The sequence below is a fragment of the Bacillus mycoides genome, assembly GCF_000832605.1.
Classification (GTDB): Bacteria; Bacillota; Bacilli; order Bacillales; family Bacillaceae_G; genus Bacillus_A; species Bacillus_A mycoides.
Map to the genome: position 1 here is coordinate 3833620 of NZ_CP009692.1, position 14342 is coordinate 3847961.

Below are 14342 nucleotides of genomic sequence, written 5' to 3' on the forward strand. Positions count from 1 at the left end.
ATATAATAATATGTAGCAAGAAAGCCTTTTCAAAAATATTATCATTCATCAAGGGGGTACTTATAATGGAACGAGTTCAAATGGCCGAAACACTAGAATTTTCTCGTATTATTCAAGGGTTCTGGCGTTTAGCAGAATGGAATATGACAAAGCAAGAGTTACTTTCTTTTATTGAAGACTGTATGGATTTGGGGATTACTACTTTCGATCACGCTGATATTTATGGCGGATATACATGTGAAGGATTGTTTGGAGAAGCGTTACAACTAAAGCCTTCCTTACGCGAAAATATGCAAATCATCACTAAATGTGGAATCGCTCCCCCATCCCCTAAATTTCCAGAGCGATATGTTGCTCACTACAATACGAGTGCTGAACATATAATAAAAAGCGCGGAGGATTCATTACAAAACTTACATACAGATTATATTGATGTATTGCTCATTCATCGTCCTGATCCATTCACGGACCCAAATGAAGTGGCAGAAGCGTTCTCACGCTTAAAGCAAGAAGGAAAGGTTCGTCACTTCGGTGTATCTAACTTTTTACCTTCACAATTTAATATGTTAAGTTCGTATTTAGATTTCCCGCTCATTACAAATCAAATTGAAGTATCTGCGATGCAGCTTGAGCATTTTGAAAAAGGTACGATTGATTTATGCCAAGAAAAACGAATTAATCCAATGATTTGGTCACCTCTTGCTGGTGGTGAAATCTTTACTGGTCAATCAGAACGTGCCATACGTGTACGTGAAACTTTACAAAAAGTTGCTACTGAACTAGGTGTTACTAGCATCGATACTGTTATGTATGCATGGTTACTCGCTCATCCAGCTAACATGATGCCAATCGTTGGCTCTGGTAAATTAGATCGTGTGAAAACAGCCGCTCTTGCTACAAAAGTTAACTTAGACCGCCAACAATGGTTTACAATTTTCGAAAGCTCTAATGGACATCCTGTACCATAATAAACAAAAAGAAGAGCTGTTTCTTTACAGCTCTTCTTTTTCATATGTATTTCTCGTCATTGCAAATACACACATATCCCTTAATCCATTTCCATCCACCGCAACACTCGCGCTTTCTAAAGTACCCTCTAATTTAAAGCCTAATTTCTCTGGTATCGCTCTACTCTTCTTATTTAGAGAATCACAACGAATTTCTACGCGGTTTGCTTTCAATTCAGTGAAAGCATAATCTGTTATACCTTTTGCAGCCTCTACCATATAGCCCTTTCCACTAAACCTTGAATCAATCCAATACCCGATTTCAAATTGAGGTATATCCCAATTAATACGATGTAATCCGGCAGATGCAATAAATTCACCTGTTTCGTTCGAAAAAACTAGTAATCTCAAATCCTCACGCTGCAAAAATTGAATATGCGATTTTCTAATACTCTCTTCTATTTCTTCCTCTGTTTGCTCTTTTTGTGCAAAGACCATCCAAGGTTTTAATTCTTGTATTGAAGCTTGAATTGCGTCATATACAACTTTACCATCACCTGGTTTTGGCATTCGAATAAAAAGCCTGTCAGTATAAAATTCAGAAGGAAAATCGAATAATAACGGATTCACTGTAAACACTCCCTATAATTCTTTTATATATAATAATATCCATCTCAAGTTATACAGTAAAGAAATTTCTGAATTTTAAACTTTTTGATCATTCACTTCCATCGCTACACGAACTCCAGATTCAATCGCACCTTGAATCCATCCGTGATACAGCGTTGTATGATCACCAGCAAAATATATTCTCCCCTCAGGTTTTACAATGACTGGCTGTAATTCTGATTCTTGGCCAGCTTGAAATAGTGCAAACCCTCCAAGCGCATATGGATCTAATGTCCAACTCTTTGATATTCCAGACATGAACTCATCATATACTTGACCACCTAATATTGTTGCTAAATTTTGTAGTGTGTAATAGATACGATCCCCCTTTGATAACCCATCCCATAACAACGCATCATAAGACCATGTATAGCTTCCTAACATCATAGCAGGCCCTTTCTCTCCGATTCCATGGCTTGGATAATACGCATAACGTATAGGAAGATCTGTTATAATTCTCCCACCTAATTGCCCTTGTTCCTCCCAAAAACGACTTTTAAATTGAATTCCTATTTTTGTAGCTGGCATATAATGCAATTCGCGAATTGTTTTCCACTTCGCATGAGATATCGAATCAAATGGATCTACTTCTACAAATCGCATTGTTGAAAAAGGAATTGTAACAATAACTAAATCCCCTGTAATACTACTATATTCAAAAGTTTCCTCGTTCCGGTAATAGGCTGTTACACTATTGGCTTGTTGATGAAGCTTCATTAATTTTTGATTATATATAATATTTCCTTCTAATTGTGGTAAAAAAGACTTTGGTAATCTATCATTCCCACCTATTATTTCGCAAAATCCGCTCTCCTCTTGCATAATATATAAAAAACGTAACGTCTCAACGAATGACCTTTCTAAAAAACCTTCTAAATCTAATAGAACACCTATCATCTCAATCGTTACTGGCGAAAAATACGTATTATATTGATAAGGATGATATTTTAAAAATTGACCTGTAGAATATTTCCCAAAATCCTTTACTACAATATCCCAATTTTTCTCTGGGTTCTTTTTTATAAAATTTATAATGGGCTGTACCGCTAACATTAATAGTTCCTCAGACGTTTTCCCAACTTCATTCATTTCCACAGGATATCTTAAAATACTTGGATCTTTTTCGTATTGTTTTAATGTCGTTTTCCGACCATTTACGTATATAATATCTGTCTCATTCCTATTAATAAAAGGGCTCACCTGTAGCCCAAACTTTCTTATATATGCCATCGTTAATGTATGCGAATACGGAATTCTCATCGCTCCAACATCTAAATATAATCCGGTATCTTCCATCCTAACTGTCTCTATGCGGCCACCTACACGGTTGTTCGCTTCAAAAACCTTCACTTCATGCCCTGCTGCTTTTAATAAAGATGCCGAAACTAATCCAGCCATACCAGCCCCTACTACAATGATTTGTTTCGGACGTGTCGTCTTCTTCAATCCCTTATTTATAACTTTTAACGTTTCATCCATCTCATTGTTAAACATTATATCTTTCTGCACAATCCCACCCCTTACTTCATGAAATACAAATTAGTGGTTTAGTGCATTTTATTCATAAATTCACTTAAACATAACACCACCACAATTTGAAAATTCACTAAAAATACATAAGGTGCAGCTCTCCCCCTTCCACATGCTTCATATGATAAACATACAGATAGTAACTGTATGGAAAGGGTGGATACACATGAAACGTACTTACGATTATCAGGCTACAAAAAAACATTTAGAATTAAAGAAACAACAGTTATGTAAAAAACTCACTAGCGTTAAACTAACTGAAGAAGAACGCAAGCAAATACATTTAGAAATTGATAACTACGAATATATATTAAACTTAGTCGAAATGAATCATTATGAACGAGGGTTTTCTCATTAAAAGCGGATAAAAAATTATTCACTTTTCCTTTTGAGCATTTCATTACGCATTTTTCGTAAGTAAATATATAATAGGATGTACATTAAGATTGAGAGGTATATTCTATGATCAAATTAAGTGTATTAGACCAATCACCTATTTCAGATGGTAGCACAGCAGCCCAAGCTATTTCGCATACAGTTACGCTTGCACAAGAAGTTGAGAAACTCGGATTCACACGTTTTTGGGTATCCGAGCACCATAATTCAGTTAGCTTAGCTGGTTCAAGTCCAGAAATACTCATTTCACATATTGCCGCGAAAACTGACCGTATTAGAGTTGGTTCTGGTGGTGTTATGCTGCCACATTATAGTCCATATAAAGTTGCCGAGAATTTCCGCGTTTTAGAAGCACTTTATAAGGGCCGCATCGACCTTGGTGTCGGGAGAGCGCCTGGTGGTATGCCGATAGCAACTCGCGCACTTCAAGAAGGTAAAATGGTCTCACTTGATCAATATCCAGAACAAATTGCAGATGTTGCTATGTACTTACATGATCAAGTACCAGAAAACCATCATTATGCAAACTTAAAGGCTACTCCAGTTATCCCAACATCTCCTGAAATGTGGATGCTCGGTTCTAGCGGAGAAAGTGCAATGATTGCGGCAAAGCAAGGCGCTTCTTTTGCATTTGCACAGTTCATTAACGGATACGGTGGCCCTGAAGTAATGAAGGCTTACCAAGAACAATTCCAACCTTCCTATTTAGGTGATAAACCAAAATCAATCGTATCTATTTTTGTTATTTGCGGAGAAACAAATGAAGAAGCGGAGAAGATTGCATCAAGCCTTGATTTATCGATTTTACTATTAGAACAAGGAAAACGGACTACTGGTACTCCTTCTATTGAAACTGCTCAAAATTATTCGTATAGTGCTTATGATCTATTCCGCATAAAAGAAAATCGTCAACGTATGATTGTCGGTGATCCGTCTTCTGTGAAAGAAAAAATATTAAACTTAAGCAAAGCGTATAATACTGACGAATTTATGATTGTCACGATTACTCATCAATTTGAACATAAATTAAACTCTTATCGCCTATTGGCAGATGCTTTTAATTTATAATAACGAAAAGGAGATGCATCACATATGATGCATCTCCTTTTCTTACTACCAATCAATTGTTTTTGCTTCCTATATATTCAATAGCTTCTTTTAATAACTCATCAAAATTATGAGGATAATCATGATTTAAGTTAGGCACAACTTTATACTTATGTTCTATATTTTTATCCTTTAATAACGTTACAAATTGCTGTGTACCTTCAAAACAATCTTCATCTTGATCCCCACATATTATATATCCTTTTATGCTTTTATCATGCAATATTCCAATCATCTCTTCCCATTCTTCCATTTCCGGAAGCCACGGTGCCACAAAAATAAAACCGTTCACTTCTATTTCACCTTGTAACATGGAATGTAACGCTACTCTTGCCCCAGCAGAAAAGCCACCAATAATAATATTCCCAAATGTTTTATTCACTTTAATCTTATTGTAATGTCCTTTTAACTCATCTCTTCCTCTTTCGATATTATCCCACACATATCCATCTGAAAATTGAATTTGGGAAGATTGAGGCAATGCTAGCATAAAACCTTGTTCCATTACAGAGTTCCAATATGGTTCTATTATTTGTATATTTTCTTGATCCCCATGCAGTGTTATTAGTAGATTTTCAGTTTGTTTGCTGTATTTATATTTCACGTCTGCTTGTTCCGATTTCTTTGCTAATTCTTCTCTTTCTTTACATAATTGAACCATTCTATGAAACTCTTCAAATTTATGTAGTGGTTTTAAATCATCATCGGAAATTAAATACTCACTTCCGTACCAAAATCCATTTTCTATAATTGCTTTCTTCATTAAATGCAACGCTTCTTCTTCAAGTCCTGCTGCACTTGCTAATGCATATTTAAAATTATATATTTGTGCTTCATTACCCATTACATCTTTAGCATTATTCATTATATAAGAATACGCTTCAAAACTTCCTTTATTTGCATAACAATGTAACGTTTCATTTAATAACTTAATATAAGTCATATTATTTTCCATATAGGAATTCCCCCGTAACCTTTTATAATAATTGCTTCTCCAGTCTTCCTATCATTCTAGGGTCACGGTATAAGTAGTTAAATTCTACAATTCAACTTAATAATACCTGATTCTCAGAATGATATTTAATAGTTAATGTATGTATACGCATAATACACCACTCCTTCCTATCCACTAGTTGTAGTATAAAGTTAAATAAACTGAAAAATCAATATTTTAATTAAAAAAAGACAACAATAATATTATTGTTGTTCTCATAACATCTGCCCACTATTCTTTTTTTTCTTATCTGGTTTACTTGAAACTAAATAATGCTTTTCTGAAATATATAAGTTTCTTTTTAATATACGATTTAAATATGGTCCTAGCTTCACTCTGCATATGAGGCGATCTTCGCTATCTTCAACAATTGGGAACATTTCTTTTTCTGTTACATATTGATCTACGGCCTTTTGTACGATATCAATTTCTTTAACTAGGTTTAAATTTTCTTCTGTATGTTCAAATACTTCAAGCGTTTCCTTCGTTATCAGAAAAAAATTTGTTGGAAATGCAGGTAAATAGGGCTTTAACAAATCATAATTTACTGTGTAATCATCATTTACTAAAACTGTATAAACGATATTAGCATTCGTTTCTAGAAACTTCGCCATCGCTTGTTCTAATTCATCTTTCGTAATTTCCCTATCTTCTTTTCCAGTTCTGAAAAAGCGAAACATTGTATCGCCTCCTTTTTACTATATTATAGCATAAAAGAAAACTGAAAAATTATAAAAAACTCTATTGAAAGAATTTTTCAACAGAGTTTTTCTTTAATCCATTTATGTTTATTTTAAGAATGCACTTAACATCCATACGTGTTGTTCTAATGTCGTATGAATTGCTAATAGCATATCAGCCGATGTTTCATCATCAGCTTCATCAGCTACTTCCATACCTTCTTTTAATTCTTGAATAAGTGCAGAAAAATCGTTTACTAAAATTTGCACCATTTCTTCTGCAGACTCTTTGCTTGTCCCTTCGATTACAGTTGAAGTTGCTAAATACTCTTTCATTGTCGCTAACGGTTTTCCTTCTAACGCTAAAATACGCTCTGCTAACTCATCAATGTATGTTCCTGCTTCATTATAAAACTCTTCAAATTTCTCATGTAATGTAAAGAAGTGCGGTCCTGTCACATACCAATGATAATTATGCAGTTTGACATATAATACATTCCAGTTTGCTACCTGCTTGTTTAATACTTCAACAACATTCGTTTTCGTACTCATACAATCCACTCCTCTTATCATGTTACTATCTTTTAATGACCTAACTTCATTTTACCATACATTCCCTATTCTTTTGAATGAACAGCTTATATGTAACAAAGTTTTAACAACCTTAATATTTCCCTAATATCATATAATTCATGTACCCTTTCAACTACTTCATATGTCTAATTGTCCAAGCTCACACATATGCATAATAGTAAGTCAAGCTCATCATAGAAGAAAGAGGGATAACATGGACAATCAACAATGGCAAGTAGCAAAGAAAGTCGCTGCTACTTATATCGGAACGGTCGTTGGAGCTGGATTTGCTACTGGGCGCGAAATTGTTGAATTTTTTACAGTTAACGGATTTTACGGAACCATTGGCATATGTATAAGTGGATTTTTTTTTATTTGGCTCGGCACAAAGATGATGTTACTTTCATCACAAATAGGGGCATTCTCAGCTCAAGAATTCAACAAATATTTATTTGGGGATGTATTTGGAAATGTCGTAAACACATTACTATTACTCGTATTATTTGGTGTAACGAGCGTTATGTTATCAGGAGCCGGTGCAGTATTTGAAGAACAACTCCGCCTCCCGAGACAACTTGGTATTTTCATCACGGTCATCGCCTGTCTCATTATTGGGAGCCGGGGATTACAAGGTGTTTTTGAAGTAAATACGCTTGTCGTACCTATTATGATGATCTTTATTATCGGACTCGCTATTACAACCTTTTTCCATAGTACAACACCTATTAGTAATACTATTCCTGCAGAGAGCTGGAATATGAAGTGGATTACTAGCCCTATTACATATGTCGCTTTAAATCTTTCGCTCGCCCAAAGCGTTCTCGTCCCGTTAGCCAGTGAAGTAAAAGATCGAAAAGCCATTTTGTGGGGTGGAATTTTAGGTGGTACAGGACTTTCTTTAATTTTATTATGCAGCCATTTAGCTATCTTATCAGTCGACCAATTTTATCAATACAATATCCCAATGGCTGAAGTCATAAGAAGATTTAATGCAACTTTTCACTTTTTCTTTGTTCTTATTATTTTCGGTGAAGTGTTCACAACTTTAGTTGGTAATGTGTTCGGGATGACAAAACAAATGCAATCCATTACCGGATGGAAAAGTAATAACATTATTTACTTCATATTACTAATTAGTTATTGCTTTAGTTTCATTGGATATAGTGAATTACTTCATATTCTATACCCTATTATCGGTTGGGTGAGCATCATTTTACTACCGATTATTGCCTTTAAACAACTTCAAAAAACATAAAAAAACATCCGTGTATACGGATGTTTTTCATCTTCATTCACAGTCTTCACATACTTCCCAGTACGGCCCCATTTCTACTGCAAGATATGGCTTTAATTGCAAACGAATCATTCGACTTGGCATGCGTTCCAATACGAATTGAATGCCTTCTTCCTCTTCATCCAACTCAACTTTTGAAATAGCAATTCTTTGCATAGTAGTAATAGGGCTTCCATCTTTATATAAAGTGATTTTCACCTCATCATACTCATTAAAATACAATTCAACATTCATTTGCTTTTTTAACATTTCATCAACAATTTCATAATTATCATTTTGTTCCTGGATTATATATTTCCAGCCGCCTCTATCTAATTTTATCGGAGCAGCTTGGAATAATGTCATCAAATCCTCGTATAGCATAAGATAACCCCTCTCTTACTAAAAAACGATGAGTATTTTATATACCCTTTATCTCTATCACTATCCATGTTTATTGTACCATATATCACGAATCTTACTGCATTCATTTGCTTTATAAACACATACAAAACATATAGTATTTTCAGTTCACTCTCTATTCACTAATACGTCCTCTTACTGATAACTTATCACTTTCCTTATTTCCTACACACTACTTATAACTCTTAAAAAACCACAAAAAAGAAGAGTAATTTATATCACTCTCCTCATAAGACTTTTCCTGTAGCTGCTAATGCTAACACTATAATTAAACTTGCAAATAATAGTGATACAATTAAACTAAAAATCGGTAATATTTTCTTTTCATTCTTCTTAAATAATAACCTTAAACTAAGAATGATATTTAATGGAACAAATATAAAATAAAAGTATTTAACGATTTGTAATGAGCTATTTGAAAGTGTTTTAAATACAAACACTTCAATTAAAAAAGCAACAAAGAATAAAATGCTTAACCAAAACGAGACATAGCTAAGCCAAGAATGTCTTTTCGTTCCCCAATACACTCCCATACTGATCTCCTTTAAACGTAGTCTATATTATATTAATTATACACCCGCTTAACAAATTCCTCTATTTTTCGACAAACATTAAATACATTGAACCTCTAATCCGTTTATCAGCTAAAAGACTGTCTCTAATAGCACTAATGCTATTTTGAGACAGCCTCCCCTTTTTATACTTTAAATCTTTCAATTAATACTTGTAACTCTTCAGCCATTTGAGATAGTGTACCAGCCGCAGAACCAATTTCTTCCATAGAAGCTAACTGCTCCTCAGCTGACGCTGCAACACTTTGTGTACTCGTCGCATTATTTTGTGCCGTCATAGCAATTTGACCAACCGAAATAGATACTTCATTTGCACCTTTTGACATCCCATTAGCTGTTTCAACCATCGTTTTAATTTGGTCAGCAATTTCATTTGTAGATTGTAAAATTTCAGTGAAATTTTGTTTTGTTTCATTTGCGATAACAAGTCCAGATTGCACTTCTTCATTTACATTATTCATAGATTTTACTGTCTTACTCATATCATCTTGTATTTCACAAATTAATTTACTAATTTCACTTGATGATACACTAGATTGTTCTGCTAATTTTCGTACTTCATCAGCAACAATTGCAAAGCCTCTTCCATGCTCACCAGCTCTTGCAGCCTCAATTGCAGCATTTAAAGCTAGAAGATTTGTCTGATCTGCAATATTTTGAATAACTTCTAAAATATCACCAATTTGCTTTGATTTGTTATTCAACAACTGAATAACAGCATCTGACTGTGAAACAGATTCCGCAATAGATTGCATTTGATTTACTGTTTTTCCAACTAGCTTTCCACCATCTTCTGCTTTTTCGCGAGTGTGAGCAGAAGCAGTATTAATAGATGATGAGCTATTTGCTACATGTTGAATCCCTTCTGTTACATCAAACAGTAACATAGCACCATTTTCTACGCTTGCTGTTTGCGTCGTTGCACCACTTGATATTTCATCCATTGCTGATGTAATTTGTTCAGTCGCTTCACTCGCTTGTCTCACACTTGCTGTTAACTCTTCAGATGCAGCTGCAACATGCCCTGCTGAAGTATTAATTCTTCCAATTAACGTTCTTAGTGAATCTGTCATTTCATTAAAACCTTTTGCAAGTTGACCGATTTCATCGTTTGAATGAATTTCAATTGTTTGCGTTAAATCTCCTTCACTTATTTCTTTAGAAGTGGCAACTAATCTCTTTAAAGGTTTTGTAATAGAAAGAGTTACGAAATAAATAAGTGCCCCTCCTACAACTAATGAAATAAGCATAACAATTAACATATTATAAAATACAGGCTGAGCAGCTTCAATTACTTCATTTGAGTACATCGTTCCACCGATTTTCCAACCTGTTTTTAAGTTTGTAGCAAATACCATTTTCTTTTCACTACCATCATACGTGTATGAAAAAGTGCCTTGATTATCTTCGTAAATTCTCTTTGCCCAAGAATCAGCTGCTTTATCTCCTGGTTTTTCTTGAGGATGCGCAATTATTTTTTGTTTTCCATCTAAAATGAAAGTATATCCTTTTTTACCAATATTGATTAACTTTGTTGTTTTCAATAAATTCTCTAAACTTAAATCTACCGCAACAACACCATTTTTATCTTCTGTTTGTTTCGCAATCGTTACGACAATATGTCCATTTCCTTTCGCCTTATACGGTTCAGTGACCACGATTCCACCTTGTTTACTCACTGCATCTTTATACCAAGAACGAGTTGTTGGATCATAATCTGCTGCCATTTGTATATTTGGTTCTTGCACAAACTTCTTATCATTGCCGGCAACATATACTTGTTCAATATCTTTATTTAAATTAATATATTGAGATAATACCTTTCTTAATTCATCTTGATTATCTCCTTGATACATATCACTATGAATCACTCGTGCAAAGTTATTTACTTCGTTAAATTTCGCCTCAATCATTTGATTGATTAAATTATCTAATATTTTTATATTATCGTGAGCACTACTCGTAATTTGTGATTCAAAATTCTTTTTAGCCGTTTGATAAGACATTCCTCCAATAATAGAGACAGCCGCAATTAAAATTATCAAAAATGAAATTAATAGCTTTTTTGCTACTTTTATATCTCGAAACCACCTTAACAGTTTACTCATTACAAACCTCATACATTTAAATATTAAGTTTTAAAGATAAATAACCAATTATGAATATATCCCATTCCCTATCCTCTATTTTTACAATTCGTTTTTGATAAACACCTTGTAAAGTTTAAACAAATATTCTCCCTTTGTCTATATATATGAATAATATTATTATAAAATTTACAAATACAAAAAACCAAAGGAATAGTCCTTTGGTTTTTTACATTTTTTTATGTTGTTTAGAAATCTTCTTCCACTTATCACGCTCAGCTCTTGCGAGAATAGCATCTTGTTTTCTCATAACATATGCCAATTCTCTTTGCAGCTTTTTATAGCTTAGTAAGCGCTCTACGGGTATAGTTCCGTTATCTATAGCATTTCGCACTGCACATCCTGGTTCACCTTCATGTTTACAATCTCGAAAGCGGCAAGTATTTGCAAGATCTTCAATATCGGAAAATGTAGTTTGAATTGCCGTGCTTCCTTCCCAAAGCTGAAGTTCCCTCATACCAGGCGTATCAATTACTAAACCGCCACTCGGTAATTGGAACAATTCACGGTGAGTTGTCGTATGCCTTCCTTTACTATCTTCTTCACGTATATCTCCGGTTTTTGCTACATCTGTTCCTATTAATGCATTTAATAAAGTAGATTTCCCTGCACCTGAAGATCCAACTAAAGCAATTGTTTTTCCTGGTGAAACAAATTGTTGCAATAATTCTATTCCGACGTACACTAAGCTATCAACAACAAATATAGGAACACCGATTGCTACCGCTTCAGTTTCTGCAATTTTCTGTTCCACATCTTCACATAAACTACTCTTCGTTAAAACAATAACAGGCATTGCACCGCTCTCATAAGCCACCAGCAAATAACGTTCCATCCTTCTTACGTTGAAATCATGGTTAAGTGCATTCACTAAAAATAGATAATCTACATTTGTTGCGATAATTTGTTCTTCAGTTCTGTTACCAGCTTCTTGTCTTGAAAAAGAACTTCTTCTCGGAAAAATACGGTGAATAATTGCCTTTTTCTCATTTTCTATTTTCTTTATATATACCCAATCCCCAACTGCCGGATAATCTCCCTTCGTTAACGCTTCATGACGAAACTTCCCAGACAGTTCCGCTACATATTCACCATCATTACAAATAATCCGATATATATGCTTATGCTCAAGTAAAATACGCCCTACTTCATAGTTCTCTACAGCTTGTTCTTCAAAAAAAGAATCCCATCCGAAAGATTCTAAAATATTTTGATCCAAATTGATATCCTCCCTAGTTTGAACTTAGTGGAAGGATTGTGCGCTCACTTATAGAGTATCGCCCTTTCCGTCCACCTTTGTATTTGGTTTATTATTCATATAAGTTAATTTCGCCATAATACATCACCCCGTTCTAATTTTAATTACTCTCATTATATGGAATATCCCATTAAAAAGCTACCTTATTTAACGTAATTTTCAAATAACTTATTTTTTAGCATTTTAATTTGTCCGCGATGACTAATTTCATCTTCTAGCACATGAAACCAAAGGTAGTGCTGATTTACGCTACGCCATTAGGCCACTTTCTTTCTGACATTAGCCATTCGTCATCCTGTTCACTCAAACACTTTAGTGTTTCTTCTCTCACTTTTTGCAAAAGTTGTACATAATACGGTATGTCATAGCCACGAATAGATTTCCCTGCTTCCCCTAAATACAGTGCATCTTCCCATATTTCTAATTCTTCTTTTGTAAAGTCACGCTTTTGAAATGAAATAAGCTGATGTGCTTTTTCAATAGCTGCTATATGCTTTAGTAACGCTCCGATGGAATTCCCTCCACTCGGCATAATTAAATCTAATTGCTCAACTGATAGCTCGTTTATTTCCTGTAATGTTACAGCCCTCGTATGTTCCAGCATGCTTACTAATTCCCCTATATTTTTTGTATAACCATCTACACTTCTTATTCGATAATCTATATTCATATCACGCACCCCTTTCTACATTCATATTAAGGAATAACCGCTTCATATAATAGACTGAAATATATCAGATTTTTCTGTTACAATTAAATTGAATACGGAATAAACCTAAACAAACTTTCTCAATATGCTTATATGAAATATTAAAAGGAATCAATATAAAATTATCGAATCTTATTCACTAAAAGGAGTGGATTCGATGGAAATGTATCAATGGCTAACCGCAGTTCTCGTTGGTGGCATTACTGGCTTCGTTTCCCATCTAATCAATAACCAAGGCAAGTTATTGCTTCCACGCCGTTTAAAAACTTTTTTTCATTTTGGATTTTTAACTGATATTTTTACAGGTAGCCTCGCCGCACTTCTTGGACTCGTTTTATTCGATGTCACCTTAATAAAAGAAATTATAAAAGTCTCCATTGTGACCGCTATTTCCGGTCAAACGTTTTTACTTCACCAAGCTCTTGGTGGTGAACAGGCTAAAAATACGCAAATTGGGAAAGCTGATGAGAAAATCCAAGAAATTGACAAACTATTACGACGTTAGTCTATACTTTCTCTAAAAATTATTGTTATAATAAAAAATAAATATTTTCTATTGCGTCGTTTGTCAGAAGAAAGGGTGTTTCGTATGACAAAAAAGAAAATAGAAGATTTCTTAACAAACACCGAAAAAGAGGAACTGCTAGAAAACTATAAATGTTTACGAGAAGCCCGCACAAAAAGCGAAGCTAACTATTTTGGTGAGGCAGTAGACCATCTATTAAATAAAGTAAAAAAACGAATTATTGAAGAAGCAGGAATACATGATGAAAATGCGGCAACAGTTCAATCTAAACGAAAAGCACTGTTTTAGCTAAAACAGTGCTTTTTATTACGGCATTTTTCACATTACTTTCACATCTATTTCACAAATATAAGTATTCCTATATGTTAAACTAAGTATATCCTTTTCCAAGGAACTATATGCCGATATATAAATCCCTATCTCTTTAGGGATTTTTATTTTTGGATTCCCCATAATTTTATTACAATACATTTCTATTATTTGTCTACTTTTTTTACCCCCTGCACTCAAAAGCTCCTTCATGTATTTCTTCTCTTTT

General features: G+C 34.1%; 16 protein-coding genes and 1 pseudogene. 6 read left to right on the top strand and 11 right to left on the bottom strand.

From position 1 onward, the window contains the following. Nucleotides 1-65 precede the first annotated feature (65 nt). Nucleotides 66-968, top strand: a complete 903-nt coding sequence (locus BG05_RS21445; RefSeq protein ID WP_002064972.1) for an aldo/keto reductase — start codon at nt 66-68, stop codon at nt 966-968. 24 nt (nt 969-992) lie between these two features. Here the strand turns inward: BG05_RS21445 and BG05_RS21450 are convergent, their stop codons facing one another. Continuing rightward, the gene (locus BG05_RS21450; RefSeq protein WP_002126982.1) at nt 993-1577 is read right to left on the bottom strand and encodes a GNAT family N-acetyltransferase; all 585 of its coding nucleotides are present in this window, start codon (nt 1575-1577) and stop codon (nt 993-995) included. 75 nt (nt 1578-1652) lie between these two features. Beyond that, complete coding sequence (locus BG05_RS21455) at nt 1653-3125, bottom strand: flavin monoamine oxidase family protein (RefSeq protein ID WP_002141392.1); 1473 nt, start codon at nt 3123-3125, stop codon at nt 1653-1655. A 187-nt stretch (nt 3126-3312) separates the two neighbouring features. Here BG05_RS21455 and BG05_RS21460 point away from each other — a divergent pair, with 187 nt between their 5' ends. Together BG05_RS21460 and BG05_RS21465 are read left to right on the top strand one after the other, a co-directional pair. Further along, nucleotides 3313-3504 carry a DUF3896 family protein gene (locus BG05_RS21460; protein WP_002012420.1) on the top strand — a complete coding sequence of 64 codons (192 nt, stop codon included), beginning with the start codon at nt 3313-3315 and terminating at the stop codon, nt 3502-3504. Between the two features lie 104 nt (nt 3505-3608). Then, a complete protein-coding gene (locus BG05_RS21465) occupies nt 3609-4610 on the top strand; it encodes an LLM class flavin-dependent oxidoreductase (protein ID WP_002012419.1) in 1002 nt (333 codons plus the stop codon). Nucleotides 4611-4662: 52 nt separating this feature from the next. On the opposite strand, the gene BG05_RS21470 is transcribed toward BG05_RS21465, so the two are convergent. The 3 genes from BG05_RS21470 to BG05_RS21480 form a co-directional block, all read right to left on the bottom strand. Beyond that, a complete protein-coding gene (locus BG05_RS21470; RefSeq protein WP_002031449.1) occupies nt 4663-5604 on the bottom strand; it encodes an alpha/beta hydrolase in 942 nt (313 codons plus the stop codon). Between the two features lie 254 nt (nt 5605-5858). Further along, nucleotides 5859-6323: a DUF3939 domain-containing protein gene (locus tag BG05_RS21475; RefSeq protein ID WP_002012417.1), complete on the bottom strand. Its 465-nt coding sequence runs from the start codon at nt 6321-6323 to the stop codon at nt 5859-5861. A 108-nt stretch (nt 6324-6431) separates the two neighbouring features. Beyond that, nucleotides 6432-6875 carry a Dps family protein gene (locus BG05_RS21480; protein WP_002012416.1) on the bottom strand — a complete coding sequence of 148 codons (444 nt, stop codon included), beginning with the start codon at nt 6873-6875 and terminating at the stop codon, nt 6432-6434. Between the two features lie 235 nt (nt 6876-7110). Here BG05_RS21480 and BG05_RS21485 point away from each other — a divergent pair, with 235 nt between their 5' ends. Then, nucleotides 7111-8151: a YkvI family membrane protein gene (locus BG05_RS21485; protein WP_003188763.1), complete on the top strand. Its 1041-nt coding sequence runs from the start codon at nt 7111-7113 to the stop codon at nt 8149-8151. Between the two features lie 33 nt (nt 8152-8184). Here the strand turns inward: BG05_RS21485 and BG05_RS21490 are convergent, their stop codons facing one another. The 5 genes and pseudogenes from BG05_RS21490 to BG05_RS21510 all read right to left on the bottom strand — a co-directional run bounded on the left by BG05_RS21490 (nt 8185) and on the right by BG05_RS21510 (nt 13239). Continuing rightward, complete coding sequence (locus BG05_RS21490; protein ID WP_002165937.1) at nt 8185-8553, bottom strand: DUF3979 family protein; 369 nt, start codon at nt 8551-8553, stop codon at nt 8185-8187. A 266-nt stretch (nt 8554-8819) separates the two neighbouring features. Next, entirely contained in the window at nt 8820-9125 is a 306-nt protein-coding gene (locus BG05_RS21495) for a hypothetical protein (RefSeq protein ID WP_002012413.1), read from the bottom strand. 164 nt (nt 9126-9289) lie between these two features. Continuing rightward, nucleotides 9290-11272, bottom strand: a complete 1983-nt coding sequence (locus BG05_RS21500; protein WP_002012412.1) for a methyl-accepting chemotaxis protein — start codon at nt 11270-11272, stop codon at nt 9290-9292. Between the two features lie 208 nt (nt 11273-11480). Beyond that, nucleotides 11481-12530, bottom strand: coding sequence for a ribosome small subunit-dependent GTPase A (gene rsgA, locus BG05_RS21505; RefSeq protein WP_002165939.1), 1050 nt, complete (start codon nt 12528-12530; stop codon nt 11481-11483). A 182-nt stretch (nt 12531-12712) separates the two neighbouring features. Next, nucleotides 12713-13239 (bottom strand): annotated as a pseudogene (locus tag BG05_RS21510) (DinB family protein). 196 nt (nt 13240-13435) lie between these two features. Between BG05_RS21510 and BG05_RS21515 the strand changes: the two are divergent. Next, nucleotides 13436-13783: a DUF4257 domain-containing protein gene (locus BG05_RS21515; RefSeq protein WP_000426320.1), complete on the top strand. Its 348-nt coding sequence runs from the start codon at nt 13436-13438 to the stop codon at nt 13781-13783. Between the two features lie 84 nt (nt 13784-13867). Further along, entirely contained in the window at nt 13868-14092 is a 225-nt protein-coding gene (locus BG05_RS21520; RefSeq protein ID WP_002012407.1) for a hypothetical protein, read from the top strand. A gap of 30 nt (nt 14093-14122) precedes the next feature. Here BG05_RS21520 and BG05_RS21525 read toward each other — a convergent pair whose 3' ends face one another. After that, the gene (locus BG05_RS21525) at nt 14123-14326 is read right to left on the bottom strand and encodes a hypothetical protein (RefSeq protein WP_002012406.1); all 204 of its coding nucleotides are present in this window, start codon (nt 14324-14326) and stop codon (nt 14123-14125) included. Between the last annotated feature and the right edge of the window lie 16 nt (nt 14327-14342).

Excerpts from the sequence above, each read along its gene's own strand:
- BG05_RS21470 (WP_002031449.1), bottom strand. The coding sequence starts at position 5,604 with ATGGAAAATAATATGACTTATATTAAGTTATTAAATGAAACGTTACAT.
- BG05_RS21485 (WP_003188763.1), top strand. The coding sequence starts at position 7,111 with ATGGACAATCAACAATGGCAAGTAGCAAAGAAAGTCGCTGCTACTTAT.
- BG05_RS21460 (WP_002012420.1), top strand. The coding sequence starts at position 3,313 with ATGAAACGTACTTACGATTATCAGGCTACAAAAAAACATTTAGAATTA.
- BG05_RS21445 (WP_002064972.1), top strand. The coding sequence starts at position 66 with ATGGAACGAGTTCAAATGGCCGAAACACTAGAATTTTCTCGTATTATT.
- BG05_RS21495 (WP_002012413.1), bottom strand. The coding sequence starts at position 9,125 with ATGGGAGTGTATTGGGGAACGAAAAGACATTCTTGGCTTAGCTATGTC.
- BG05_RS21520 (WP_002012407.1), top strand. The coding sequence starts at position 13,868 with ATGACAAAAAAGAAAATAGAAGATTTCTTAACAAACACCGAAAAAGAG.
- BG05_RS21525 (WP_002012406.1), bottom strand. The coding sequence starts at position 14,326 with ATGAAGGAGCTTTTGAGTGCAGGGGGTAAAAAAAGTAGACAAATAATA.
- BG05_RS21480 (WP_002012416.1), bottom strand. The coding sequence starts at position 6,875 with ATGAGTACGAAAACGAATGTTGTTGAAGTATTAAACAAGCAGGTAGCA.
- BG05_RS21500 (WP_002012412.1), bottom strand. The coding sequence starts at position 11,272 with ATGAGTAAACTGTTAAGGTGGTTTCGAGATATAAAAGTAGCAAAAAAG.
- BG05_RS21465 (WP_002012419.1), top strand. The coding sequence starts at position 3,609 with ATGATCAAATTAAGTGTATTAGACCAATCACCTATTTCAGATGGTAGC.
- BG05_RS21475 (WP_002012417.1), bottom strand. The coding sequence starts at position 6,323 with ATGTTTCGCTTTTTCAGAACTGGAAAAGAAGATAGGGAAATTACGAAA.
- BG05_RS21515 (WP_000426320.1), top strand. The coding sequence starts at position 13,436 with ATGGAAATGTATCAATGGCTAACCGCAGTTCTCGTTGGTGGCATTACT.
- BG05_RS21490 (WP_002165937.1), bottom strand. The coding sequence starts at position 8,553 with ATGCTATACGAGGATTTGATGACATTATTCCAAGCTGCTCCGATAAAA.